The following is a 24,673-nucleotide window of genomic DNA, read 5'->3' on the forward strand; positions in this document are numbered from 1 at the left end:
TCCTTCTTATTGTTGTTGTATGCGTAGGTGTCTGTCGGCTATTCGCCTCTGTCCCGTTTGCTGTCCCAGGCGTCGGCGTCAAGGTTCTGCGGCGCGAGGATCGCCTGCAGGGCAATCACATACCGATGGAAGGCTTCGCGGCCCGCCCTGCTCAGGCAGGCGCGGGTACGCGGCTTGCGGGCCGCGAAATCCTTCTTCAACAGCACGTATCCCGCGCTTTCCAGCGTGGCCAGATGAGCACCGAGATTGCCATCGGTAGCCTGAACGATGGAGCGCAGGGCAACGAATTCGAGCCACTGCCCGGCGTCGAGGGTGTTGAGTGCCGCCATGATTTTCAGCCGTACCGGCTGGTGGATGATCTCGTCGGGCGTCTGCATTATCCGCTCCTGAGCCAGAGGCCCGACAGAATCAGGGTTCCGCCACAGGCCAGCGCCATCCAGGCCCAGAACACCGGCAGCAGGAACAGGTAGCCGACCAGGCACAGCGTACCCAGCACCAGGCCGATGACGGTATAGCGCGGGCGCAGCTGAATACCGCGCAGCAGATACAGCGCCGCCAGGAACATCGGTGCCAGCATGGCGCTCTGCTCGGGAGAGAGGGGCCAGAAAACGAGATTCAGCGCCAGGCCGAACAGCAGGAAGGTGCCGATCACCCCGATATAGCGCCAGGCCACTTCGGCTCCGGCACCCGAGCGCCGGGCCAGGCGGATACCCATGGTCAGCGCAACGAGGACCACTGCAATCCATATCGGCAGGATGTAGTCGCGAAAGCAGGCGGTGAGAACGAACCCGGCGACATAGGCCAGGCCCCAGAGAATCAACTGGCCTGACTCGGCCTGGTAGTCCTGAAAGCCGGCAGCCCGGTGCTTGACCAGCGCTATGTCACGCAGGGCCTGGGCGGCCTCTTCGGCAGTGGGTAGCATGCAAGGTTTCTCTTGTTTTTAGAATACAAAGCACTCTATCCAGCAGAGAATACAAAATCAATAGTTGTCTCACCGCTTTTTTACGCTCACACCTTGAACTCCGCTGACGCCTGTTGCACCTGGATGGCCAGCTCTTCCTGGGCTCGCGCATTGGCGGTCAGTTCGGTCATGGCTTCGGCGGTGTTCTGCGCCTGCACGTGGATACCGGCGAGCTTTTCCCCCATGCGCTGGGCGCGCTGGCTTTCTTCCAGGATGGCGCTGTCGATCGCTCCGCTGGCCCGGGTGATATCCGCCACCTGGTCACGGATCGCCACCAGCAGTTGCTCGGCCTGCGCCGCTCCTTCCAGGCACTGGCTGGCGGTCTCCTGCTCCTGAGCCAGCCCCAGCGCGGCATCGCTGACGGTGCTGCGCAACCGGTCCAGCATCGCCTGGATCTGGCCGGTGGCATCCTGGGTACTGCGCGACAGGCGCCGGACCTCATCGGCAACCACAGCGAAGCCGCGCCCCTGATCCCCGGCCCGGGCCGCCTCGATCGCCGCGTTGAGGGCCAGCAGGTTGGTCTGCTCGGCAATCCCCTCGATGGTATCCAGCACCGAGACGATATCACCGGCGGCCTGCTGCAATTCCTGCATGCTGTCACAGGAACTGGTCACCTCGCCGGCCAGTTGCTGGATCATGCGGCTGACGCGCGATACCGAATCATGCCCCTGCTCCGCACTCTGGTCAGCCTGGCGCGCCTTGCCGGCGGATTCACCGACCAGCCGCGCGACCTCGCCGATGGACTCCTGCAGGGCATTGGACTCGCTATCCAGTTCGGTCAGTGCCTGGCGCTGGTGCAGGGCCACATCCCGGCAATCCTGGCTGGTGCTGACATTGCGCGTAGCGGCATCGGCGGTCTGCTCCGATGTCGAGCGCAGGCGTGCAATCAGCCCGGCGAAGGTCTCGAACAACTGGTTGAGCGCCAGGGAAATGCTGCCGATCTCGTCATTGCCACGATCCGGCATGCGGCGGGTCATGTCACGCTGGTGCACGATCTCGATGATCGAATCGGACAATCGGCCCAGCGGGTTGGCCACCATCCGCGTCAACAGCCAGGAAGCCAGCGCCGCCAACAGGCCCATGATCACCACGGCCAGTACGATGCTCAGCACGATCTCGCTGCGCATGTCGGCAACCGCACCGTAGCTCTCCTCCAGCGACTGCTCGGTGATCAGCGCAAAGGTGGCATCGCCGACCTGCAGTGGCTGCCAGCTCATCAGCACCCGTTCACCGAAGGGGTTGAGTTCCTGGCCCAGCCCCGACTCACCGGCTGCGGCACTGCGCACCACCGGACTATCGAAGATGTAACGGCCACTCAGGGCCTGATAGCGCTGAATGGCGGCCTGCACAGCGGCCTGCTGGGTGTCGAGATCGAGCTGCCGCATGGCCTGCGCGGGGTCGCTCAGCAGTGGGCGCGGCTCGGTTATCAGGCGCCCATCCGGCGCCACCAGATAGGCGTCGCCGCTGGCACCCAGGCCGATATCCCGCCAATTGCCATCGGCGTTCATCAGCGCGGTAAAGCGCTCGGCGGGCAGTTGGGCGACCAGATAACCCAGCGGCGTCTCGGGGCTGTACACCGGGTGGTACACCGGCACGCCAAAGAACACCACCTGCTCATCGAAATGCCCGGCGAACAGCGAGAAGCGCGAGACGCTGAACTGCCCTGCCCCGGGTTCAGCGGCCATCCGCCCCAGCAGCTCACCCAGCGCTGACTGGGCAAAGGGTCCGTCCTTCAGCGAGGTGGCGAACACCGGCCCCTTGTTGACGCTGTAGATCACCTCGTGGCTGGCGGCATCCACCAGCATCAGGTCATGGTAGCCGTAGCGCTGGGTCACCTCGGCGAAGCTCTCCTGATAGCGCAGGTGCTGCTGGCCGTAGATGGTCGCATCCTGAGGGTCGATCATCGCGCCCAGTTGCTCCACCGGGTTGGGATTGTTGGCCATGTAGGCCTGTTGCAGCAGCAGCCCTTCCAGGCGGATATTCGCCACCCACTCGGCCACCGGCGGCGTCTGCCCGCGCGTGCGCTGTTCATACAACGGTCGGTAGTGCTGCTCGTACCAGCCGGTCATGCTGTCGCGCAGCACATCCAGTTTCGGTGGAGTCACTTCATAGCGATAGGAAACGAAGGGACGCACGAAGCCGTAGATCGCTTCCTGGGTCATGCGGTTGTTGGCCAGTGACAGCAACAGGTCATGATGGCTCTGCAGCAAGCTGTTGACGCTACCCTGGCGCCCGGCCGCCACCGCCATGAATTGCTGCTCGACGCTGCGCCCGACAGCGTCGGTGCTGCGATCCAGGGCCAGCCAGCCGGTGATCCCGGAGGAAACGACGACAGCCAGGATCGTCAGCAGCGACGAGCCTAGCATCAAGCGGGTGGATATCTTCATCGAGGGCAACACACTGAGGACCGAAGGTGTGTTGCAGGTTATGAAAAAGGGGTTTCAATATGATGACAGCCGGCAACTGGCCATTATCCAGTTGCCGGTTCGGAGGATCGCTCAGCGGGTCGAAGCCAGCATGTTGCTGCCGTCCCCGGACGGGCAATTGATCAGGGAGGAAGTAGCCAGCCAGTGGTCGTCGGGGTACCAGGAAAACATGAACTGGCCGCCCTTGAGGCTATCGACCACCATGCTGGCGACTTCCGGGCGTACCGCCGGGCAGCCGTGGCTGCGGCCGATACGGCCATGGCGCTCGATCCAGCTGGGGTCCACGTAGTCGGCCGGATGGATGACGATCGCCCGCTGGCGCGCCAGGTCGTTGATGCCTGGTTCCAGGCCATCCATGCGCAGCGAGTAACCGTGCTTGCCCATGTAGCTTTCCTGGGTGCGGAACAGGCCGATACTGGACTGATGGCTACCCTCCACATTGGAGAACTGGCGGGCAAAATTGTCACCGGAGCCCTGGCCGTGCGCCACCAGGTCCTGCAGCACCAGGCTCTTGCTGTGCAGATCGAAGATCCACAGGCGCTGCTCGGTGGATGGCAGGGAAAAGTCGATCACCGCCAGACGGCTGGCCGGCTCGGCGCCGCTGTTGATGGCGCACTGCATCGCCGATATCGCGGTCAGCAACACTTGCGGATTCAGGTCGGGCGCCTGGCTTGCCAGGCTGCTGACCAACTGCTGTTGCGGCTGGGGTTGAGCAGACGGATGGGTGATGGCGGTTTGGATGGCGCCGGCGGAACCGGCCACAAACGCAAGACAGACGGCAGTCAATACGCCAGCACGGCGTAGACAATTCAACATCGGTTACCCCTCGGCTCAAAAGTCATGAGCCAACAAGAAAAAGGTAGAAAAACAGGTCGCTATCCGGCCCCGTTGAAAAACCACGCGCGGCTTTGCCTATACTGCGTGAAAGGCCGAATGGAACAGTGCGCCCCCAAAGTGTGGTTGGGAGATTACCTGTTGCTCAAAAAATGTACAGTGCTATTCGTCAGTTGCCTGGCCTGGGCTGTCACGCCCGCCAAGGCAGAATTCACCGTCAACGTAGCCTTGACACCGATCCAGGAGGTACTGGCCGATGATCCGGCCGCCCGCTGTCCATCACTGCCCGAGCTGCGCAGCATGCCTGTCCAGGAGGCGCTGCAGCAGTTGTACGAAGCCAACGGTTACACTCCGCTGTGGAAGGACAGCAAGCGCACCCGCGATCTGCATGAGCAGTTGCTGGATCTGGCGCATGACGGGCTAAACCCGCGGCAATATGTCGCCGAACGCGACTCTGCGGAAGATGCACTGTGCCGGGAACTGCGCCAGAGCGCGCTGTACCTGCAGGCACTGGAGCACCTGAGTCGCGGTCGGCTCGACCAGCAGCGCCATGAACCGGTGTGGACCTCCACCTCGCTGCTGCCGCCGGTGCGGGTAAGCGTGGCCGGCCTGGGAGTGATCGGCCTGCAGGACATGCAGGAGGCGTTCGACAGCGCCCGCCCGGGCCTGCCGCTGTACCGCCAGTTGCGCCAGGCCTACCAGGCGATGGACCATGACCCGCCAGCGGTGCCCGCCTTTGCCGATGGTCCGACGATCAAGCCCGGCAGCAACGACCCGCGGCTGGCGCAACTGGCCCAGCGACTGATGGTCAGTGGCTATCTCAAGCCGCTGGCCAGCGCCGGCCCGCTTACCGAGCCGCTACTGCCCTCCGCCGAACCGGTCCTGGCCCAGCCGCTGAGCTACGACCTGCCCCTGCAACAGGCGGTGCGCGCATTCCAGACCGATCATGGCCTGCAGCCCGACGGTCTTGTCGGCAGGCAAACCGTTGCCGCGCTGAACATCAGCCCGGCCGACCGGCTGCTGCAGGTCCGGATCAATCTGGAGCGCCTGCGCTGGCTGGATGCCCGGCGCCATCACCATGCCCTGCTGGTCAACTCCGCCGGCAGCAACGCGGTTCTCTATGAGGGCAACGATATCCGCTGGCAATCACGGGTCCAGTCAGGCAGCCCGAATCGGGCCACACCGCTGCTGGACTCGCGGATCAACCGGGTCACGCTCAACCCCAGCTGGACCATACCACCGACCATCATGCGCGAGGACAAGTTGCCGCAGATCCGCTCCAACCCGGCCTATTTCGCCGAGCGCGACCTGCAGGTGCTGGATCCGCAGGGCAATCGGCTGGATCCGGCGGATATCGACTGGAGCAACCCGCGTGGGGTGATGCTGCGCCAGCCGCCGGGGCCGGACAACCCCCTGGGACAGATGGTATTCCGCTTCGACAACCCCTTCTCCGTGTTCCTGCACGACACGCCCAGCCAGTCGTTGTTCGCCCGTGCGGTACGCAATGTCAGTTCGGGCTGCGTGCGGGTAGAACAGGCCACGGACCTGGCCGACCACCTGTTCCACAGTCTGGATGCACGGCAGCGCGAGCAGATCGAGCAGCAACTGGCCAGTGGCAGAACCAGGGAAGTCAGGGTGGCCAACGGACCGCAGGTGCTGTTGACCTACTGGACGGCCCAGGCAGACACGGACGGACAACTGTACTTCACCCCGGACCCCTATGGCCTGGACCGCAAGCTGGCCGAGGCCCTGGACGGGGTGCTCAGATCCAGCGACGCCGGCGGAAGAAGAGCAGCAGACCGATGACGATCAACAGCATCACCGCCATCACCGCGGGGTAACCCCAGCGCCAGTGCAATTCGGGCATGACATCGAAGTTCATGCCGTACACGCCGACGATGAAGGTCAGCGGCATGAACAGCGTGGCGAAGATGGTCAGCACCTTCATGATCTCGTTCATGCGCTTACTGACGCTCGACAGATACAGGTCGAGCATGCTGACCAGCAGCTCGCGGATGGTATCGATACTGTCCATGACATGGATGGCGTGGTCATGCACATCGCGCAGGTACAGCCGGGTCTCGTTGGAGATCAGCGGGCTTTCATCCCGGGTCAGCCGGCTGAGCAGTTCACGCAGCGGCCAGATCGACTTGCGCAGCAGCAACATCTCGCGTTTGTAGTGATGGATCCGCGCCAGGGTATCCGGTCCCGGGGCGCTGATCAGCTGGTCCTCCAGCGCCTCGACCTGCTCGCCGATGAACTCCAGCATCTCGAAATAGTGGTCCACCACCGCATCCAGCAGTGCGTAGGCCAGGTAATCGGTGCGCATGAAACGAATGCGCCGCCCAGCCCGTAGTCGTTCGCGCACTCCCTCGAAGACATCCCCCGGGCGCTCCTGGAACGACAGTACGAAGTCCGGCCCGAGCACCAGGCTCAACTGTTCTGAATGGATCTGCTGGCGGCCCTGATCGAACTGCAGCATGCGCAGCACTATGTACAGATAGCCCTCGTAGTCCTCCACCTTGGGGCGCTGGTCGGTGTTGAGAATATCCTCCATGACCAGCGGGTGCAGCCCAAAGGTCGCGCCCAGGCTCTGTACCACCGAGGTGTCGGCCACACCATCCACGTTCAGCCAGCCAATGCGGCCCTCGTCGGTTTCCGGCTGCCACTGGCTGACGTTATCGATGACGCATTCCTGCAGCTCATCGGGACCGTAGCTTATCAGCCGGATAACCGCACTGGCCGGTTTGTGCTTGCCGATGTGCACCAGGGTGCCGGGTGGCGCCCCGACCTTGCCACCGCGCTTGACTACCAGCTTTCGAGCCATGCCGCCTCCCCGGATCAATCCTGGTCCTTCGCTTCGAACCATTTCAACTTGTCACGCAGGCTGACCACTTCACCGACGATCAGCAGGGTCGGTGGCTTGATCTCGGTCTGCTCGACCAGTCCCGGCATGCTCTGCAGGGTTCCGGTCAGCACCTTCTGCCGCGCGGTGGTACCCTGCTGGATCAGTGCAATGGGGGTGGCCGGATCACGGCCGAACTCGATCAGCCGCCAGCAGATTTCCGGCAAGCCGACCAGCCCCATGTAGAACACCACGGTCTGGCCCGGCACCACCAGCTCCTGCCACGGCAGGTTGGTGGTGCCGTCCTTGAGATGCCCGGTGACGAAGCGCACCGATTGCGCATGATCACGGTGGGTCAGGGGAATACCGGCGTAGGCCGAGCAGCCGTTGGCCGCGGTGATGCCCGGCACCACCTGGAACGGAATGCCGTTGGCCGCCAGCTCCTCGATCTCTTCCCCGCCGCGCCCGAAGATGAACGGGTCGCCACCCTTGAGCCGCAGCACCCGCTTGCCTTCACGGGCCAGGCGCACCAGCAGCTGGTTGATCTGCTCCTGCGGCACGGCGTGATTGGCGCGCGCCTTGCCGACATAGATGCGGTCGGCGTCGCGCCGGCACAGGTCGATGATCGCATCCGGCACCAGCCGATCGTGCAGTACCACGTCGGCCTGCTGCATCAGGCGCAGGGCGCGGAAGGTCAGCAGGTCCGGATCGCCGGGGCCGGCACCGACCAGGTAGACCTCGCCGTGGTAACGCTGGCCCTGCTGCTGTTGCAGACGCTCGATCAGCAATTGTTCGGCCTCGGCCTCGCGGCCGGCGAATACCCGCTCGGCGATATCACCCTGGAAGGCGTCCTCCCAGAACACCCGGCGCTGATTGATACCGGGAAAGGCCGCCTTGACCTGGGCGCGAAAACGCTGGGCCAGCTGGGCCAGCCGCCCCCAGGAGTGCGGGAACAGCGTCTCGATGCGGGCGCGGGTCAGGCGCGCCAGCACCGGTGCGTGACCACCGCTGGAAATGGCCACCATCAGTGGCGAACGATCGACGATGGCCGGGAAGATCACAGTGCACAGTTGCGGTGCATCCACTGCGTTGACCGGCAGGTGCCGCGCCTGGGCATCGGCAGAGACCTGGGCATTGATGGCCTGGTCGTCGGTGGCAGCGATGACCAGGTTGACCCCTTCCAGGTCGTCAGCCTGGTAGATCCGCAGATGACACTCACCACTGCCCTGCTCGACCAGTTCGCGCAGCGCCGATTCTATCTCCGGCGCCACTACCCGCAGCACGGCCCCCGCCTCCCTGAGCAGACGCGCCTTGCGCAGGGCGACATCGCCACCGCCAACCACCAATACCAACCGGCCATCCAGATGATGGAACAGAGGCAGAAAATCCATATGCACTTCTCCCAAATGAGCTGCCAGCGTTAAACATCGTCATTGCGAGCCCGAAGGGCGCGGCAATCCAGCGCGGGCCGGCAACGCAGAGTGTGCATGGATTGCCACGTCGCTGCGCTCCTCGCAATGACGGCTGCGCGGGGGGAGGCACAGGGGAATGCTTGATGAGAACACCTCCCCCGGCGCGATCAGTTGCCTCAGCCGATACGTTCCAGCCCGCCCATATAGCTGCGCAGCACCTCGGGCACGACCACGCTGCCATCGGCCTGCTGGTAATTCTCCAGTACAGCGACCAGGGTGCGACCCACCGCCAGGCCGGAACCATTCAAGGTATGTACCAACTCCGGCTTGCCGGTTTCCGGGTTGCGCCAGCGTGCCTGCATGCGCCGTGCCTGGAAGTCGCCGCAGCTGGAGCAGGAGGATATCTCGCGGTACTTGTTCTGGCTGGGAATCCACACTTCCAGGTCGTAGGTCTTGACTGCGGCAAAGCCCATGTCGCCGGTGCACAATGCCATGGCACGGTACGGCAGGCCGAGGCGTTGCAGCACATCCTCGGCGTGGCCAGTGAGCTCTTCCAGTGCACGCATGGAGTCATCCGCCCTGACAATGTGCACCATCTCGACCTTGTCGAACTGGTGCTGGCGGATCATGCCGCGGGTATCGCGCCCGGCCGAGCCGGCCTCGCTGCGAAAGCACGGGGTATGCGCGGTCATCTTCAGCGGCAGGCTGTCGGCATCAAGGATGCTCTGGCTGACGATATTGGTCAGCGACACCTCGGAGGTCGGTATCAGGTACAGCTCGCGCTGATCCTCGCCGGCGCTGATCTTGAACAGATCCTCCTCGAACTTGGGTAGCTGGCCGGTGCCCTGCAGCGCCTCGGCCTGGACCAGGTACGGGGTGTAGACCTCTTCATAGCCGTGCTCATTGACGTGCAGGTCGAGCATGAACTGGGCCAGCGCCCGGTGCAGTCGGGCGATCGGCCCGCGCATCAGCGCAAAGCGCGCGCCGGACAGCTTGGCGGCGGTCTCGAAGTCCAGGTAGCCATGCAGCTCACCGATGGCGACATGATCGCGGACTTCGAAATCGAAGCTGCGCGGGGTACCCCACTGGCGTACCTCGACATTGTCGTCTTCCCCGCCACCGACCGGCACGCTGTCGTCCGGCAGGTTGGGAATCGCCAGCAGAATGGCGTCCAGCTCCGCCTGGATGGCCTCCAGCTCCTGCTTGGCCGCGGCCAGCTCCTCACCCATGCGATCGACATCCGCCAGCAGCGGCTGGATATCCTCGCCGCGCGCCTTGGCCTGGCCAATGGATTTGGAACGACTGTTGCGCTCGGCCTGCAGGGTTTCAGTGCGGGTCTGCACGGACTTGCGGCGGGCTTCCAGCGCTTCGAGCAGACTGACGTCCAGCTCGAAACCGCGGGTGGCAAGGCGTTCGGCAATCAATTGGGGTTGGCTACGGACCAGTTTTGGATCAAGCATGGGGCATCATCTTTTGGTTACGGGTTACAGCCTGGCGACTAGCGCGTCAGCATCAGGCCGGCCCAGGTGGCGGTCAGACCGAGACACACACTGAGCAGGATATAGCCCAGGGCCATGAAGCCCTGGTCATTCTCCAGCAGACGCCAGGCGTCCAGGGAGAAGGTGGAAAATGTGGTGAAGGCACCCAGGAAACCGACGGTCAGTCCCTGTTGCAGCAATGGCGACAGCTCCGGGCGGTTCAGCCACACGCCGTATAGTATACCTATCACCAGGCATCCGAGCAGGTTGATGAGGAAGGTCGCCAACGGAAAGGCGCCCGGCCACAGCAGTCCGACGCCGAGGGTCATGCCGTAGCGTGACAGCGCGCCCAGCGCGCCACCCAGGCCAATCGCCAGCAGCGTGCCGATCATGGCTGCTCCGGGCGGCGCTTGCTGGTGCTGGCGGCGTCCAGGCCACGCAGATACTCCAGCTTCTGGCCGATCTTCAGCTCCAGCCCGCGATTGACCGGCTGGTAGTAGCGGCGCGGCTGCATTTCCTCGGGGAAGTAGTCCTCCCCGGCGGCATAGGCCTCCGGCTCGTCATGGGCGTAGCGATAGCCCTGGCTGTAGCCCAGTTCCTTCATCAGTTTGGTCGGTGCGTTGCGCAGGTGCAGCGGCGGCTCCAGCGACGGCTGGCCGGCGACATCCTGCAGCGCCATCTTGTAGCCCATGTACACCGCATTGCTCTTCGGCGCACAGGCCAGGTAGACGATCGCCTGGGCCACCGCCAGCTCCCCTTCCGGACTGCCGAGGCGCTCCTGCACGTCCCAGGCATTGAGGCACAGGGTCAGCGCGCGCGGATCGGCATTGCCGATATCCTCGCTGGCCATGCGCACCACCCGGCGGGCGATGTACAACGGGTCGCAGCCGCCATCGATCATCCGTGCGTACCAGTACAGCGAGGCGTCCGGGTCGGAGCCGCGCACCGATTTGTGCAGCGCCGATATCTGGTCGTAGAAGGCCTCGCCGCCCTTGTCGAAGCGCCGGCGGTTGTCGTTCAGCAGGTCACCGACCAGCTCGACATCGATGCTGCCGCCATCGGCCACCAGGTCGGCGGCGATCTCCAGCAGGTTGAGCAGGCGGCGGGCATCGCCGTCGGCGGCGCCGATCAGGATGCTCCGTGCTTCAGCGCTGATCGTCAGCTGGTGCTGGCCCAGCCCGCGCTGCTCATCGGCCAGGGCACGGGACAGCAAGGCATCCAATGCCTGCTCATCCAGCGCCTTGAGCACATAAATCCGGGCCCGGGACAGCAGCGCGTTGTTCAGTTCAAAGGACGGGTTCTCGGTGGTGGCGCCGATGAACAACAGGGTGCCATCCTCGACATAGGGCAGAAAAGCGTCCTGCTGGGCCTTGTTGAACCTGTGCACTTCGTCGACGAACAGGATGGTCTGGCGGCCGTTCTGCGCCGCGTGCTGGCGCGCCTGATCCACTGCCAGGCGAATGTCCTTGACCCCCGCCAGCACCGCGGAAATGGTCACGAAATGCGCATCGGCCAGGGTCGCCAGCAGCTTGGCCAGGGTGGTCTTGCCCACCCCGGGCGGTCCCCAGAAGATCATCGAATGCAGCGCGCCCTGCTCCAGCGCCACCCGCAGCGGACGCCCCGGCCCCAGCAGGTGCTGCTGGCCGGCATACTCATCCAGGCTGGCCGGGCGCATGCGCGCCGCCAGCGGCTGATGGGGCGGTGTGCGGGCGGCGAACAGATCCATGTCACTCACTGATGACATCGACTCCATCGGGCACATCGAAGGTGAATTGCGCGTCATCCAGCGTCTGGTTCAGCTGCACGTTGCGGAACAGGATGTTGGTGCGCTGGCCGACCGGGTCGCTCATCTGCATGTCGTTGATCACCCCGTCGCTGAAGGATACCCGCAGGTTGTCGAACATCGAGTCGGCCTCCTTGGGGGTCAGGGTGAAGTCGACCACGCTGCTGCCTTCGCTCCACTCGATGTTGAAGTTCTCCTGCAGCTGGCTGACGTCGCCGGACAGCAGCAGCGCCGGGGTGTGGCTCAGGCGCTTGTCCATCTTCTGGATGGTCACCTGCTCCAGGTCCGGATCGTACAGCCAGATACGCTCGCCATCAGACACCAGCAACTGTTCCAGCGGCGGGTCGGTGTGCCAGCGGAACATGCCGGGGCGCTTGAGTGCCAGGGTGCCGGTGGTTTCCTGCAGGTTGGCGCCATTGGCGCTGAGGGTCATCTGCGAGAAACCGCCGGTCATGGTCTTGGCCCGGGACAACAGCTCGTTGAGCCGCTCGGCGGCGCGGGCCTGGTCGTCTGCGCTGGCCACCAGTGGCATGGCCACCAGGCACAGCGCGATAATACTGGAACGCAGTAAGGTGCTGATCATTTTGGGCGTCTAGTCTCGTACGGGAGGCGGCGCGATCACCTCGCGCGAGCCGTTGGTGTTTGCTGGTGTTACGACACCGGCCATTTCCATCGATTCAATCATGCGCGCAGCGCGATTGTAACCAACCTTGAGCTTGCGCTGCACCGAGGATATGGACGCACGCCGGGTCTCGGTGACGAAGCGCACCGCCTCGTCGTACAGCGGATCGTCCTCCTCGCCCTCGCCGCCCATGCCGCCACCGTCAAAACCGCCGGAGCCACCCTCGTCGGCACCGTCGAGAATGTCCTGGATATAGTCCGGCTCGCCGCGCAGCTTCCATTCGTCCACCAGGCGGTGCACCTCGTCATCGGAGACGAAGGCGCCATGCACCCGCACCGGCAGGCTGGTGCCCGGCGGCATGTACAGCATGTCACCATGCCCGAGCAACTGCTCGGCGCCACCTTGGTCGAGAATGGTCCGCGAGTCGATGCGGCTGGACACCTGGAAGGCGATCCGCGTGGGAATATTGGCCTTGATCAGACCAGTGATCACGTCCACCGACGGCCGCTGGGTCGCCAGGATCAGGTGGATACCGGCCGCCCGCGCCTTCTGCGCGATACGGGCGATCAGCTCCTCGACCTTCTTGCCGACGATCATCATCATGTCAGCGAATTCGTCGATCACCACCACGATCACCGGCAGAGTCTCCAGCTCCGGCGGGATATCATCCACGCTCTCGCGGCGGAACAACGGGTCGGTCAGCGGCTCGCCGGCCTTCTGCCCGTCCTTGACCTTGCGGTTGAAGCCGGCCAGGTTGCGCACGCCCATGGCCGCCATCAGCTTGTAGCGGCGCTCCATCTCGGCCACGCACCAGCGCAGCGCATTGGACGCCTCCTTCATGTCAGTGACCACCGGGCACAGCAGATGCGGGATGCCCTCGTAGATCGACAGTTCGAGCATCTTCGGGTCGATCATGATCAGTCGTACATCTTCGGGATGCGACTTGAACAGGATACTCAGCAGCATCGCGTTGACCCCGACCGACTTACCCGAGCCGGTGGTACCGGCCACCAGCAGGTGCGGCATCTTGGCCAGATCGGCCAACACCGGCTTGCCGCCGATGTCATGCCCCAGGGCCAGCGGCACCGCTGACTGCGCCTCGTCGAACTCGCGGGTCTGCAGCACCTCGGACAGGCGCACAATCTCGCGGTCCTCGTTGGGGATCTCGATACCGATGGTGGTCTTGCCGGGAATGACCTCCACCACGCGCACGCTGATCACCGCCAGCGAGCGCGCCAGGTCCTTGGCCAGGTTGGAAATCTTGCTGACCTTGACGCCAGGTGCGGGCTGGATTTCGAAACGGGTAATGACCGGACCCGGCTGCACCTTCTCGACCTCGGCCTCGACGCCGAAGTCCTTGAGCTTGAGTTCCAGCAGCCGCGACATGCCCTCCAGCGACTCGGGGGAGAAACCCTTGCTGATCTTGCTCGGCGGATCGAGCAGCGCGATCGGTGGCAGCGAGCCGGGCACCACCGGCTCGAAGCTCAGCGGCGCCTGGCGCTCCTTCTGGGTACGCACGCTGGCCGGAACCGGTTTGGTATCCAGCGGCTCGATCTTTGGTGGTTGGCGTTTTTCCTGGGCGGCGACATGCTTGACCAGCGCCTCCTGGCGTTGTGCGCGTGCCGCCTCGGCCTGGCGCTTCTCTTCACTGGAAACCACAGGTTCGCGCCGTGGCGCCGGTGCCTGGTAGCCCGGCACCGCCTGCTGCGCCGCTCGCCGCGCACGCCAGCCGGCCCAGCCGCGCTTGAGCAGATCCAGCAGGTCCAGGGTCAGACGCCCGGTCAGATCCATCACCTTGAACCAGGACAGGTTGGTGAATACCGTCAGACCAAACAGGAACAGCGTCAGGAACACCAGGGTGCTGCCCTGCATGTTCAGCACCGGATAGGACAGGTCGCGCAACAACTGGCCCAGCACCCCGCCGGCGCCAGCGCCCTCGGGGAAACGCGCATGCGCGGTGCCGTGCAGCGCCGCCAGGGCGGTACCGGCCAATAATGTGAGTACGAAGCCGATCAGTCGCCAGGAGAACAGCCAACCGTTCCAGACGAACGGTAGATGCCGTCGGCGGAACATCTGCCAGACCTTGACCGCGACGATCAGCGGGAACAGATAGGCCAGGTAGCCGAGCACCAGCAGCAGCACATCGGCGATCCACGCGCCCATGCGCCCGCCGGCATTCTGCACCGCCATCTCGCCACTGCTGCGGGTCCAGCCGGGGTCTCCGACGTTATAGGTGAACAGCGCCATGCATAGATACAGGCACAGTGCGATCATCCCCAGCAATGCCCCTTCGCGCAGGCGCAGGCTGAGTTGTTCTCGCCAGGCAAAGTGCTGGCCTTTGTGGGATCGGGTATCCTTCAACGCTCTGGTTTCCATCGTGACTCAGCTGCGTATTGTACAGGTTCTGTGAACATCGTATGGATTGACCTGCAAAGATGGGTTGCGTTCCACAAATTACGGGAACTATCTTGATCTGTGACAATAACTTAACGAAGCTTCTTGATAAACCGTTTGAGAGAATCGTACAGGATTTTGCATGACCGAACTGAGGTGGCTGGATCCAGACAGCCTGGACTTCCCCCCTTCCCATGAAGCGCTGGACAGCCCCAACGGATTGCTCGCGGTGGGTGGCGATCTGCGCCCCGACCGGCTGCTGGCGGCCTACCGCCGGGGCATCTTCCCCTGGTACGAGCAGGGCCAGCCGCTGCTGTGGTGGTCACCCGACCCACGCACGGTAGTGGCCCCTGAGGCGATACACGTCTCGCGCAGCATGCGCAAGTTCCTGCGCAGAACGCCCTTTCGCATCAGTTTCGATCGGGATTTCGCCGCGGTGATCCGCGCCTGCGCCGAGCCGCGTGACTATACCGATGCCACCTGGATCACCGACGAGATGCAGCGCGCCTACCTGGAGCTGCATCGCAGCGGCATGGCCCACTCGGTGGAGGTCTGGGATGGCGATCAACTGGTCGGCGGCCTGTATGGCGTGGCGCTGGGCAGGGCCTTCTTCGGCGAATCCATGTTCAGCCGCAGCAGCAACGCCTCGAAGACCGCCTTCATCGCCCTGGCACACCACCTGCGGACCGGAGGCTGCGAACTGATCGACTGCCAGATGCCTACCGAGCACCTGCAGAGTCTCGGCGCCCGCGAGATTCCCCGGGCCACCTTCCTCGCGCGGCTGCAACAGCTGTGCGCCCTGCAGGCACCGGACTGCTGGGGGCGCCCCGGAATGGAAGCTCTGGACGCAGCTTCTATACTTGGGGAACCCACTCCAGAGCGATCGACATGACTGATCTGGCGCACCTGAAATTCTATGCCACGCAACCGCACCAATGCAGCTACCTGCCGGATGAGCAGGCGGTCACCCTGTTTCTCGACCCTCACCAGCGCATTGACGATCACACCTACAGCCGGCTGTCGGAACTGGGCTTTCGCCGCAGCGGCGAACATCTCTATCGCCCGCACTGCGGCCAATGCCAGGCCTGCATCCCGGCGCGCATCCCGGTGGCCGACTTCACGCCCAGCAGCCAGCAGCAGCGCATCTACAAGCGCAACCGGGACCTGCAGGTGGAAACCATCCGCCCGCTGATGACCGATGAGATCTACCAGCTGTATGCCCGCTACATCAAGGCGCGCCATGCCGACGGCGACATGTACCCGCCGAGCCAGGAACAGTTCCGCTCGTTCCTGGTCAGTCAGGACGACTTTTGCGAGTTCAACACCTTCCGCCTGGATGGACGCCTGTTGGCGGTGGCGGTAACCGACCGCCTGGGCAACGGGCTGTCGGCGGTGTATACCTTCTTCGATCCTGGCGAGTCCCGCCGCAGCCTTGGTCGCTACGCGATCCTGTGGCAGATCGAGGAAGCGCGCCGGGCGGGCTTGCCGGCCATCTACCTCGGCTACTGGATCAGGAACTGCCGCAAGATGAGCTACAAGACCGAATACCGACCGCTGGAGATGCTGGTCAACCAGCGCTGGATTCGCATCACTTGAAAAATCCCGGTCAAAACTTGGCTGTTGGTTGCATTTGAGGCACAATTGCTCACCTTTTTTGCGGGCTTCATCCTGACGGTCCGCCTTGGCAACACATTTGAGAGGCCTTTGCTTAATGGCGAAAGAAGACAGTATTGAAATGGAAGGCACCATCGTTGACACCTTGCCGAATACCATGTTCCGCGTTGAACTGGAAAACGGCCACGTGGTGACTGCCCACATTTCAGGCAAGATGCGCAAGAACTACATCCGTATTCTGACCGGTGACAAGGTACGCGTTGAACTGACCCCCTACGACCTGACCAAGGGTCGCATCACCTACCGCGCCCGCTGATCCGCAGGCACGCGTCCGCAACGCCCCGACCTTTCCATCTGGCTCCTCCGGGGCGCCGGCTCTTTCCGGAGCATCTTACCCTTCCCTGAATGCAAAAAGCCGTGTGCAAGCACGATGGCTTGCACACGGCCGTGTTGCCTGCCGCCAGATCAGCGCGACATGTACTTACCCACTTCCAGTTTGCCGATCGCGGCACGGTGCACTTCGTCCGGACCGTCGGCCAGGCGCAGGGTGCGCTGCATCGCATACATGTGCGCCAGTGGGAAGTCCTCCGACACACCGGCTCCGCCGTGCATCTGGATCGCCCGGTCGATCACCCGCAGGGCGACGTTCGGCGCCACCACCTTGATCTGGGCAATTTCGCTCTTGGCGATCTTGTTGCCAACGGTATCCATCATGTAGGCGGCATTCAGCGTCAGCAGGCGCGCCTGGTTGATCTCGATGCGCGACTCGGCGATCAGGTCGATATTGCCACCCAGCTGCGCCAACGGCTTGCCGAAGGCAGTACGACTGGTCGCCCGCTTGCACATCAGCTCCAGCGCCCGTTCGGCAGCGCCGATGGAACGCATGCAGTGGTGGATACGACCCGGCCCGAGGCGACCCTGGGCGATCTCGAAGCCGCGGCCCTCACCCAGCAGCACGTTGCTGTAGGGAACCCGCACGTTCTCCAGCACCACCTCGGCATGGCCGTGCGGTGCGTCATCATAGCCGAACACCGGCAGCGGGCGGATCACCTTGACGCCGGGGGTATCCATCGGCACCAGAATCATCGAATGCTGCTGGTGGCGCGGCGCATCGGGATTGGTCAGACCCATGAAGATCATGATCTTGCAGCGCGGATCACAGGCACCGGAGGTCCACCACTTGCGACCATTGATCACCCACTCGTCACCTTCGCGACGTGCATTGGCCTGCATGTTGGTGGCATCGGAGGACGCCACGCCCGGCTCGGTCATGCCGAAGCAGGAGCGAATCTCGCCCGCCAGCAGCGGCTTGAGCCATTTTTCCTTGTGTTCCTCGCTGCCGTAGCGAACGATGGTCTCCATGTTGCCGGTATCGGGTGCGCTGCAGTTGAACGCTTCGGAAGCCAGCCCCGAACGGCCCATCAACTCGGCCAGCGGTGCATACTCCAGGTTGGTCAGACCGGCGCCCAGCTCCGACTCGGGCAGAAACAGGTTCCACAAACCAGCTGCGCGAGCCTTGACCTTCAGCTCCTCGACAATCGCGGTGGGCTGCCAGCGATCACCTTCGTTGACCTGCTGATGGAAGATGGCTTCCGCAGGAAACACATGCTCCTGCATGAAGGCATCCACCTGCTCGCGCAGCTGTTTGACTTTGGGGGAGTATCCGAAATCCATGCCATTTACCTTTTCTGGTTTGTTGTACATATGTATCTGAGGTACAAAAAAGGTAGATGAGACAAACAAATTTACCTAATCTATTTTCGGCGTGTATAAAGATTCATAAGCAATATATACATAGCCCCCTTATATAAGAGCCTATAAACGAGCCAACGAAGGATGCTGCGATGAACCTCAGTAAAGTGGACCTGAACCTGTTCATTGTATTTGACGCTATCTATACAGAAGCGAACCTGACCCGCGCGGGGCAGATCGTCGGTATCACCCAGCCTGCGGTGAGCAACGCCCTGGCCCGGCTGCGCGACACCTTCAATGATCCGCTGTTCGTGCGCACCGCCCAGGGCATGGTGCCCACGCCGATGGCACAGAACATCATCACCCCGGTACGTCACGCCCTGCAGCTGCTGCGTGTATCAGTACAGGAAAGCCGCAGCTTCAACCCCAACGAGGCGAACAAGACCTATCGCATCAGCATGACCGACCTCACCGAGGCGGTGATCCTGCCGCACCTGGCCGCCCGTATCCGGCGCCTGGCACCGAACATCAATATCGACAGCTTCCTCACCCGCCGCCGCGAAACCACCAAGGAGCTCGCCGCCGGACGCCTGGACTTCGCCATCGATGCCCCGCTCAACACCGACCCCCAGGTGCGCCATGTGCGCCTGTTCGAGGACCGCTACGTGTGCATCATGCGCAAGGGCCACCCGCTGGCCGGCAAGGACCGGATCACCCTGGATGACTACCTGGCGCAGTCGCACATCCATATCTCCAGCCGCCGCAACGGCCTTGGCCATGTGGACCTGGCGCTGGGCAAGATGGGCATTCAGCGGCGCGTGGTGCTGCGCTCGCAGCACTATCAGATGGCGCCCCTGGTGCTGGAGTCGACCGATATGGTGATGACCGTCAATGAGCGCTTCGCCCGTCGCCATAATCTGCACTGGGTCGAGCTGCCGATCGAGGACATTCCGCCGATCCAGACCCATCTGTTCTGGCACGAAAGCACCGACCAGGACCCGGCCAACCGCTGGATGCGCGAGCAGATCATCGAGCTGTCACAGCAACTCGAACGCAAGATGGCCAAGGAGCGCGAAGCGGTACTGCCGAGCGCGACCTGAGTTCACTCCAGCGCCGGCTCCTCCTCCGGAATCGGCGCGAACCGGGCTGCCCATATCTCCCGATACTTCTCCAGCAGCCGGCGCGGCTCGCCCTGGCGCACCATCCGGTACACGCCCTCGGCCAGGGCCGCACGCAGCGCCGGTGAATTGCACGCCGAGTTGTGCGAGATGGTGTAATACAGTGGCTCGTTGATCAGCGAGCCTTCGAGAATGTCCAACTGGTCGAGAATGTTCATCTGCGCCGCCAGGGCCAGCCCCTGGTGCCGCTCGTAGATCACGTAGTCGGCACGGTCGCGTAGCAGCAGCTCGAAGGACTGCTCGATGGACGGAACCGTGTTGATATCCAGGTGATCGGCGGCATAGGTATCGAATGCCGTGCCGAAGCTGTTGTTGACCAGCGAGCTACCCTGCTTGCCGCGCAGATCATCCCAGCCGCTGTAGGGAAAGGCCTCGCCGCGCTTGACGAAGATGACACTGGGAACCTCGATGTACGGCGGGTGCACATAGTCCATCTCCATCAGCCGGGTCGGCGTCAGGAAGGCACCGGCGAGCATATCCACCCGGCCGCTGCGCACCTCTTCCTGGGCGCGGGCCCAAGGCCCGACATTCAGCACGTCGACATGGATGCCGCTGCCCTCCAGTGCCATCTCCAGCAATTCCACCGCGGCTCCGGTCAGGCGCTTGGGATCGTCGGGATTGACCCACAGCAGCGGTGGATACTGGGAATTGCCAGACACCACGATGCGTTCACATGCACCGCCGGCAGCCAGGCTCGCGGTACTCGGCGTCAATAGCGCCAGCGCGAACGCTGCCGCCAGGTACTTCCTGTCAATGAATCCTCTGCGTACCGCCATCAACCGCCCTCCCCTGATCATGTGCTGCTGTTCGCAGTATAGCGATCCAGCTCAAGCTGGCGAATCGATGGCACCGCTATGGAAGCGAAACTCAGCATCGTCCTCCAGCACCGCACGCGCCTCGACCTCGGCAAAGAAGGCGATGCGCTCATCGATCGGCCCATCGGCATAGGCCCGGGCCAGCTTCAGGTAATCCTCGTAGTGCCGCGCCTCGGACTTGAGCAGCGAACGGTAGAAGTCGGCCAGTTCCTCGTCCAGATGCGGTGCCAGGCAGGCGAACCGCTCGCAGGAACGCGCCTCGATGAAGGCGCCGACGATCAGCGTATCGATCAGGCGCCCCGGCTCCACGGTACGCACATGCTGACGCAGACGCTGCGCGTAATGGCTGGCCGACAGCCCGCGATAGACGACCCCGCGCTTGTTCATCAGCGCCGTGACCTGCTCGAAATGCCGCAGCTCCTCACGTGCCAGGCGTGACATCTTCTGCAACAAATCGGGCTTGTCGATATAGCGGAACATCAGGTTCAACGCGGTCGAGGCGGCCTTCTTCTCACAGTTGGCATGGTCGATCAGCAGTTCTTCGGGGTGCTGCAGGGCCTGCCGGACCCAGGCCTGCGGGGTGGTGCAACGCAGAAAAGCGAGCAAGTGGTCGGGAAGAGTCATGTATTGGTGTCAGCCAGGTGGATGGGACCGGCAATTATACGGATATACGACAGTTCGTCATCTTGCTCCAGGTCAACGGCATACGGGTGAAAAACGTCTACATTGTTAGATACATCTAGGCGATCGGAAGGGAGAAGCCATGCAAACCATCAAACGAATACTGGTCGTGATCGACCCCACCAGGGAAGACAATGTGGCGCTGGTGCGCTCCAAACTACTCGCCGGCTATCTTGGCGCCGAGCTGCATCTGCTGGTCTGCGAGAACCGCAGCGACTTCTCCGTCCTGATGGACGAACTCTGTGAAAGCCTGGAAACCGCCGGCATTCGTGCCAGCTACACCCAAGCCTGGGACGGCAACCTGACCGACACCATAGTGCGTACGCTGATGGCCGAGGGCTGCGGCCTGGTCATCAAGCAGCACCTGCCGGACAACCCGCTGAAGAAAGCCCTACTGACGCCGGACGACTGGAAGCTGCTGCGCTACTGCCCTGCCCCGGTGCTGTTGGCCAAGGGCAATGCCTCCTGGATACAAGGTAAGGTGCTGGCGGCGGTCGATCTGGGCAGCCATGACGATGAGCATTATCAGTTGCATGACACCATCGTCAGCTACGCGGCGGATATCGCCGACATGATCAACGGCGAGCTGCACCTGATCAGTGCCCATCCGGCGCCCATGTTGTCGTCCGCCAACCCGGTCTATCAACTGCGCGAGAATATCGTGAAGATATTCAGCGACAAGGCCGCCCGCTATGTCGAGCAGTACAACCTCAGTGAAGCCAACACCCATATCGACGAGGGCCCGGCTGACACCCTGATCCCCAAGGTTGCCCAGCAGATCGGCGCTAGCATTACCGTGATCGGTACTGTTGCGCGTACCGGCATTTCCGGCGCCCTGATCGGCAACACTGCGGAGGTCGTGCTCGATCAGCTCAGCGGCGACGTACTGGTGCTCAAACCCGACGACATGATCGACCACCTGGAGCAATTGCTGGAAAAATAGTTCCGGTGCATCGCGGCCCGCCTGCGGGCCGCGACCTTTTGTCCCTTGCCGATAATGCAACGAAGGTTGTAACACCGTCTGCCTTAACTTTATGCGCCTATTCCTGTAGAATTCCTGCCCGCCGTGAGTGCATGTGTACAGGCGTTTGCCCGCAACCGTATTCTGTTACCCCAGTAAACCAGGTTGCCCCCCACCAGATCGGGCCTGCGCTTGCACCCATCCCTATTTTCGGCATCCCAGGTCCGTGAGGATGACCGTTCCGTCACAAACGGAACAGACTGATGAGGGTAATTATTGTGCTTGAAGCCTACCGCAAACACGTTGAAGAACGCGCCGCTCAAGGCGTCGTGCCTCAGCCGCTTAATGCCGAACAAACCGCTGGTCTGGTTGATCTCCTGAAAAACCCGCCGGCTGGCGAAGAAGAATTCCTGCTTGATCTGCTCACCAACCGCGTTCCGCCGGGAGTGGATGAAGCCGCCTACGTCAAGGCCGCTTTCCTGTCCGCAGTAGCCAAGGGCGAGGCCACATCGCCGCTGCTGAACAAGGTCCGCGCTGTTGAACTGCTGGGCACCATGCAGGGCGGCTACAACATCGCCACCCTGGTCGAGCTGCTCGATAACGAAGAGCTGGCCGCCACCGCCGCCGAACAGCTCAAGCATACCCTGCTGATGTTCGACGCCTTCCACGACGTCGCCGAGCGCGCCAAGAATGGCAACCCGCACGCCAAGGCAGTCCTGCAATCCTGGGCTGATGGCGAGTGGTTCACCAACAAGCCTGCGGTGGCCGAGAAGATCAGCCTGACCGTGTTCAAGGTACCCGGCGAAACCAACACCGACGACCTGTCCCCGGCTCCCGATGCCTGGTCGCGCCCGGACATCCCGCTGCACGCCCTGGCGATGCTGAAAATGGCCCGCGACGGTATCGAGCCGGTCGAGCCAGGCGTGACCGGTCCGCTGAAGCAGATCGAAGCGGTCAAGGCCAAGGGCCTGCCGGTCGCCTACGTCGGTGACGTGGTCGGTACCGGTTCCTCGCGTAAGTCCGCCACCAACTCGGTGCTGTGGTTCTTCGGTGACGACATCCCCTACGTACCGAACAAGCGCGCCGGTGGCTACTGCTTCGGCTCCAAGATCGCCCCGATCTTCTACAACACCATGGAAGACGCCGGCGCCCTGCCGATCGAGTTCGACTGCAACGACCTGAACATGGGCGACGCCATCGACGTCTACCCCTACGAAGGCAAGGTCTGCAAGCACGGCACTGACGAAGTCATCACCACCTTCGAACTGAAGACCCAGGTGCTGCTCGACGAAGTACGCGCCGGTGGCCGTATTCCGCTGATCATCGGTCGCGGCCTGACCGAGAAGGCCCGCGCCGAGCTGGGCCTGGGCGGTTCCGACCTGTTCCGCAAGCCAGAAGCCCCTGCCGAGAGCGACAAGGGTTACACCCTGGCACAGAAGATGGTGGGCAAGGCCTGTGGCGTCGAGGGCGTTCGCCCTGGCACCTACTGCGAGCCGAAGATGACCACTGTCGGTTCCCAGGACACCACTGGCCCGATGACCCGTGACGAGCTGAAGGACCTGGCTTGCCTGGGCTTCTCCGCCGACCTGGTGATGCAGTCCTTCTGCCACACCGCGGCCTATCCGAAGCCGATCGACGTCAACACCCACCACACCCTGCCCGACTTCATCCACAACCGTGGTGGTGTCGCGCTGCGTCCGGGTGACGGCATCATCCACAGCTGGCTGAACCGCATGCTGCTGCCCGACACCGTCGGTACCGGTGGCGACTCCCACACCCGCTTCCCGATGGGCATCTCCTTCCCGGCCGGTTCCGGTCTGGTGGCCTTCGCCGCTGCCACCGGCGTCATGCCGCTGGATATGCCGGAATCAGTACTGGTGCGCTTCAAGGGCGAAATGCAGCCGGGTATCACTCTGCGTGACCTGGTACATGCCATCCCCTACTACGCGATCCAGGAAGGTCTGCTGACCGTTGAGAAGAAAGGCAAGAAGAACATCTTCTCCGGCCGTATTCTCGAGATCGAAGGTCTGACCGGCCTGACTGTCGAGCAGGCGTTCGAGCTGTCCGACGCCTCCGCCGAGCGCTCCGCTGCAGGTTGCACCATCAAGCTGCCGGAAGACGCTATCGCCGAGTACCTGAAGTCCAACATCACCCTGCTGCGCTGGATGATTGCCGAAGGTTACGACGATGCCCGTACCCTGGAGCGTCGCGCCCAGGCCATGGAAGCCTGGCTGGCCAAGCCGGAGCTGATGGAAGCCGATGCCGATGCCGAGTACGCAGCGGTCATCGAGATCGACCTGGCCGAGATCAAGGAGCCGATCCTGTGTGCGCCGAACGATCCTGACGACGCCCGCCTGCTGTCCGACGTGGTTGGTCGCCAGATCGACGAAGTGTTCATCGGTTCGTGCATGACTAACATCGGTCACTTCCGCGCCGCCGGCAAGCTGCTGGAGAAGAACAAGGACGCTCTGCCGACCCGTCTGTGGCTGGCTCCGCCGACCAAGATGGATCAGTGGATGCTCACCGAGGAAGGCTACTACGGCATCTACGGCAAGGCTGGCGCGCGCATGGAAATGCCCGGCTGCTCGCTGTGCATGGGTAACCAGGCGCGCATCGCCGCCAAGTCGACTGCTGTCTCCACCTCCACACGGAACTTCCCGAACCGTCTGGGTGATGGCGCTGACGTCTTCCTGGCCTCCGCCGAACTGGCCTCGGTTGCTGCCATCCTGGGCCGCCTGCCGAGCGTTGATGAATACATGACCTATGCTGCTGATCTCAACAGCATGTCCAGCGAGATCTATCGCTACATGAACTTCAACGAAATCGCGTCCTACCAGAAAGCAGCTGCAAGCATTCCGGTGACCGAAATCTGATCAGCCACGATCAGTCAAAAGCCCCGCCTGGGTAACCAGCGCGGGGCTTTTTTGTGGCCTGTCACCCCTGGCGGCCACCCTCCGGGCCATTTTTTGTGGGGCCA

21 protein-coding genes are annotated in these 24,673 nt (G+C 63.1%); 7 read left to right on the forward strand and 14 right to left on the reverse strand.

Annotated features, from left to right (window positions below; all coding sequences use genetic code 11):
• Window positions 1-38: 38 nt before the first annotated feature.
• The 4 genes from H6X51_RS16950 to H6X51_RS16965 all read right to left on the reverse strand — a co-directional run bounded on the left by H6X51_RS16950 (window position 39) and on the right by H6X51_RS16965 (window position 4,203).
• Window positions 39-377 carry a winged helix-turn-helix domain-containing protein gene (locus tag H6X51_RS16950; protein WP_185268653.1) on the reverse strand — a complete coding sequence of 113 codons (339 nt, stop codon included), beginning with the start codon at window positions 375-377 and terminating at the stop codon, window positions 39-41.
• On the reverse strand, window positions 377-922 hold the full coding sequence (locus tag H6X51_RS16955) for a hypothetical protein (protein ID WP_185268654.1): 546 nt from the start codon (window positions 920-922) through the stop codon (window positions 377-379). Before H6X51_RS16955 ends, H6X51_RS16950 begins: the two co-directional genes overlap by 1 nt.
• A gap of 86 nt (window positions 923-1,008) precedes the next feature.
• A complete protein-coding gene (locus tag H6X51_RS16960; protein ID WP_185268655.1) occupies window positions 1,009-3,348 on the reverse strand; it encodes a methyl-accepting chemotaxis protein in 2,340 nt (779 codons plus the stop codon).
• A gap of 111 nt (window positions 3,349-3,459) precedes the next feature.
• Complete coding sequence (locus H6X51_RS16965) at window positions 3,460-4,203, reverse strand: murein L,D-transpeptidase catalytic domain family protein (RefSeq protein ID WP_185268656.1); 744 nt, start codon at window positions 4,201-4,203, stop codon at window positions 3,460-3,462.
• Between the two features lie 177 nt (window positions 4,204-4,380).
• Between H6X51_RS16965 and H6X51_RS16970 the strand changes: the two genes are divergently transcribed.
• Window positions 4,381-6,027 carry a L,D-transpeptidase family protein gene (locus tag H6X51_RS16970; RefSeq protein WP_185268657.1) on the forward strand — a complete coding sequence of 549 codons (1,647 nt, stop codon included), beginning with the start codon at window positions 4,381-4,383 and terminating at the stop codon, window positions 6,025-6,027.
• Here the strand turns inward: H6X51_RS16970 and corA are convergent.
• From corA to H6X51_RS17005, 7 genes are all read right to left on the reverse strand, one after another.
• Window positions 5,984-7,048 (reverse strand): magnesium/cobalt transporter CorA, encoded by a 1,065-nt coding sequence (gene corA, locus H6X51_RS16975; RefSeq protein ID WP_185268658.1) that lies wholly within the window; start codon window positions 7,046-7,048, stop codon window positions 5,984-5,986. The two genes, H6X51_RS16970 and corA, sit on opposite strands and share 44 nt — an antisense overlap.
• A gap of 14 nt (window positions 7,049-7,062) precedes the next feature.
• A complete protein-coding gene (gene cysG / locus H6X51_RS16980; protein WP_185268659.1) occupies window positions 7,063-8,457 on the reverse strand; it encodes a siroheme synthase CysG in 1,395 nt (464 codons plus the stop codon).
• Between the two features lie 197 nt (window positions 8,458-8,654).
• The gene (gene serS, locus H6X51_RS16985; protein WP_185268660.1) at window positions 8,655-9,938 is read right to left on the reverse strand and encodes a serine--tRNA ligase; all 1,284 of its coding nucleotides are present in this window, start codon (window positions 9,936-9,938) and stop codon (window positions 8,655-8,657) included.
• A 38-nt stretch (window positions 9,939-9,976) separates the two neighbouring features.
• Window positions 9,977-10,348: a fluoride efflux transporter CrcB gene (gene crcB, locus H6X51_RS16990; protein WP_185268661.1), complete on the reverse strand. Its 372-nt coding sequence runs from the start codon at window positions 10,346-10,348 to the stop codon at window positions 9,977-9,979.
• Window positions 10,345-11,682: a replication-associated recombination protein A gene (locus tag H6X51_RS16995; RefSeq protein WP_185268683.1), complete on the reverse strand. Its 1,338-nt coding sequence runs from the start codon at window positions 11,680-11,682 to the stop codon at window positions 10,345-10,347. The genes crcB and H6X51_RS16995 overlap by 4 nt, the downstream gene beginning before the upstream one ends.
• A 1-nt stretch (window position 11,683) precedes the next feature.
• On the reverse strand, window positions 11,684-12,271 hold the full coding sequence (gene lolA, locus H6X51_RS17000; RefSeq protein ID WP_407925986.1) for an outer membrane lipoprotein chaperone LolA: 588 nt from the start codon (window positions 12,269-12,271) through the stop codon (window positions 11,684-11,686).
• Between the two features lie 60 nt (window positions 12,272-12,331).
• Window positions 12,332-14,722, reverse strand: a complete 2,391-nt coding sequence (locus tag H6X51_RS17005) for a DNA translocase FtsK (RefSeq protein ID WP_235991385.1) — start codon at window positions 14,720-14,722, stop codon at window positions 12,332-12,334.
• 175 nt (window positions 14,723-14,897) lie between these two features.
• Here H6X51_RS17005 and aat point away from each other — a divergent pair, with 175 nt between their 5' ends.
• From aat to infA, 3 genes are all read left to right on the forward strand, one after another.
• The gene (gene aat, locus H6X51_RS17010; protein ID WP_185268664.1) at window positions 14,898-15,647 is read left to right on the forward strand and encodes a leucyl/phenylalanyl-tRNA--protein transferase; all 750 of its coding nucleotides are present in this window, start codon (window positions 14,898-14,900) and stop codon (window positions 15,645-15,647) included.
• Window positions 15,644-16,351, forward strand: a complete 708-nt coding sequence (locus H6X51_RS17015; RefSeq protein WP_185268665.1) for an arginyltransferase — start codon at window positions 15,644-15,646, stop codon at window positions 16,349-16,351. Before aat ends, H6X51_RS17015 begins: the two co-directional genes overlap by 4 nt.
• A 115-nt stretch (window positions 16,352-16,466) precedes the next feature.
• On the forward strand, window positions 16,467-16,685 hold the full coding sequence (gene infA, locus H6X51_RS17020) for a translation initiation factor IF-1 (RefSeq protein ID WP_036989719.1): 219 nt from the start codon (window positions 16,467-16,469) through the stop codon (window positions 16,683-16,685).
• A gap of 149 nt (window positions 16,686-16,834) precedes the next feature.
• Here infA and H6X51_RS17025 read toward each other — a convergent pair whose 3' ends face one another.
• The gene (locus H6X51_RS17025; protein ID WP_185268666.1) at window positions 16,835-18,043 is read right to left on the reverse strand and encodes an acyl-CoA dehydrogenase; all 1,209 of its coding nucleotides are present in this window, start codon (window positions 18,041-18,043) and stop codon (window positions 16,835-16,837) included.
• A 170-nt stretch (window positions 18,044-18,213) separates the two neighbouring features.
• Here H6X51_RS17025 and H6X51_RS17030 point away from each other — a divergent pair, with 170 nt between their 5' ends.
• Entirely contained in the window at window positions 18,214-19,161 is a 948-nt protein-coding gene (locus tag H6X51_RS17030; protein WP_185268667.1) for a LysR family transcriptional regulator, read from the forward strand.
• A gap of 2 nt (window positions 19,162-19,163) precedes the next feature.
• Here H6X51_RS17030 and H6X51_RS17035 read toward each other — a convergent pair whose 3' ends face one another.
• The gene (locus H6X51_RS17035; protein ID WP_185268668.1) at window positions 19,164-20,015 is read right to left on the reverse strand and encodes a substrate-binding periplasmic protein; all 852 of its coding nucleotides are present in this window, start codon (window positions 20,013-20,015) and stop codon (window positions 19,164-19,166) included.
• Window positions 20,016-20,066: 51 nt separating this feature from the next.
• Window positions 20,067-20,678, reverse strand: coding sequence for a tRNA-(ms[2]io[6]A)-hydroxylase (gene miaE / locus H6X51_RS17040; protein ID WP_185268669.1), 612 nt, complete (start codon window positions 20,676-20,678; stop codon window positions 20,067-20,069).
• Window positions 20,679-20,817: 139 nt separating this feature from the next.
• On the opposite strand from miaE, the gene H6X51_RS17045 reads away from it, so the two are divergent.
• Window positions 20,818-21,678, forward strand: coding sequence for a universal stress protein (locus tag H6X51_RS17045; RefSeq protein WP_185268670.1), 861 nt, complete (start codon window positions 20,818-20,820; stop codon window positions 21,676-21,678).
• Between the two features lie 296 nt (window positions 21,679-21,974).
• Window positions 21,975-24,569, forward strand: a complete 2,595-nt coding sequence (gene acnB, locus H6X51_RS17050; protein ID WP_185268684.1) for a bifunctional aconitate hydratase 2/2-methylisocitrate dehydratase — start codon at window positions 21,975-21,977, stop codon at window positions 24,567-24,569.
• Window positions 24,570-24,673 lie beyond the last annotated feature (104 nt).

It is taken from the genome of Halopseudomonas xiamenensis (genome assembly GCF_014219065.1).
GTDB classification, from domain to species: domain Bacteria; phylum Pseudomonadota; class Gammaproteobacteria; order Pseudomonadales; family Pseudomonadaceae; genus Halopseudomonas; species Halopseudomonas xiamenensis.

Coding starts and splice junctions, on each gene's coding strand:
- H6X51_RS17025 (WP_185268666.1), bottom strand. CDS start 18,043: ATGGATTTCGGATACTCCCCCAAAGTCAAACAGCTGCGCGAGCAGGTG.
- serS (WP_185268660.1), bottom strand. CDS start 9,938: ATGCTTGATCCAAAACTGGTCCGTAGCCAACCCCAATTGATTGCCGAA.
- H6X51_RS16965 (WP_185268656.1), bottom strand. CDS start 4,203: ATGTTGAATTGTCTACGCCGTGCTGGCGTATTGACTGCCGTCTGTCTT.
- cysG (WP_185268659.1), bottom strand. CDS start 8,457: ATGGATTTTCTGCCTCTGTTCCATCATCTGGATGGCCGGTTGGTATTG.
- H6X51_RS16960 (WP_185268655.1), bottom strand. CDS start 3,348: ATGAAGATATCCACCCGCTTGATGCTAGGCTCGTCGCTGCTGACGATC.
- H6X51_RS17045 (WP_185268670.1), top strand. CDS start 20,818: ATGCAAACCATCAAACGAATACTGGTCGTGATCGACCCCACCAGGGAA.
- corA (WP_185268658.1), bottom strand. CDS start 7,048: ATGGCTCGAAAGCTGGTAGTCAAGCGCGGTGGCAAGGTCGGGGCGCCA.
- H6X51_RS17035 (WP_185268668.1), bottom strand. CDS start 20,015: ATGGCGGTACGCAGAGGATTCATTGACAGGAAGTACCTGGCGGCAGCG.
- crcB (WP_185268661.1), bottom strand. CDS start 10,348: ATGATCGGCACGCTGCTGGCGATTGGCCTGGGTGGCGCGCTGGGCGCG.
- H6X51_RS16950 (WP_185268653.1), bottom strand. CDS start 377: ATGCAGACGCCCGACGAGATCATCCACCAGCCGGTACGGCTGAAAATC.
- lolA (WP_407925986.1), bottom strand. CDS start 12,271: ATGCCACTGGTGGCCAGCGCAGACGACCAGGCCCGCGCCGCCGAGCGG.
- H6X51_RS17015 (WP_185268665.1), top strand. CDS start 15,644: ATGACTGATCTGGCGCACCTGAAATTCTATGCCACGCAACCGCACCAA.
- aat (WP_185268664.1), top strand. CDS start 14,898: ATGACCGAACTGAGGTGGCTGGATCCAGACAGCCTGGACTTCCCCCCT.
- H6X51_RS16955 (WP_185268654.1), bottom strand. CDS start 922: ATGCTACCCACTGCCGAAGAGGCCGCCCAGGCCCTGCGTGACATAGCG.
- H6X51_RS17030 (WP_185268667.1), top strand. CDS start 18,214: ATGAACCTCAGTAAAGTGGACCTGAACCTGTTCATTGTATTTGACGCT.
- H6X51_RS16995 (WP_185268683.1), bottom strand. CDS start 11,682: ATGGATCTGTTCGCCGCCCGCACACCGCCCCATCAGCCGCTGGCGGCG.
- infA (WP_036989719.1), top strand. CDS start 16,467: ATGGCGAAAGAAGACAGTATTGAAATGGAAGGCACCATCGTTGACACC.
- miaE (WP_185268669.1), bottom strand. CDS start 20,678: ATGACTCTTCCCGACCACTTGCTCGCTTTTCTGCGTTGCACCACCCCG.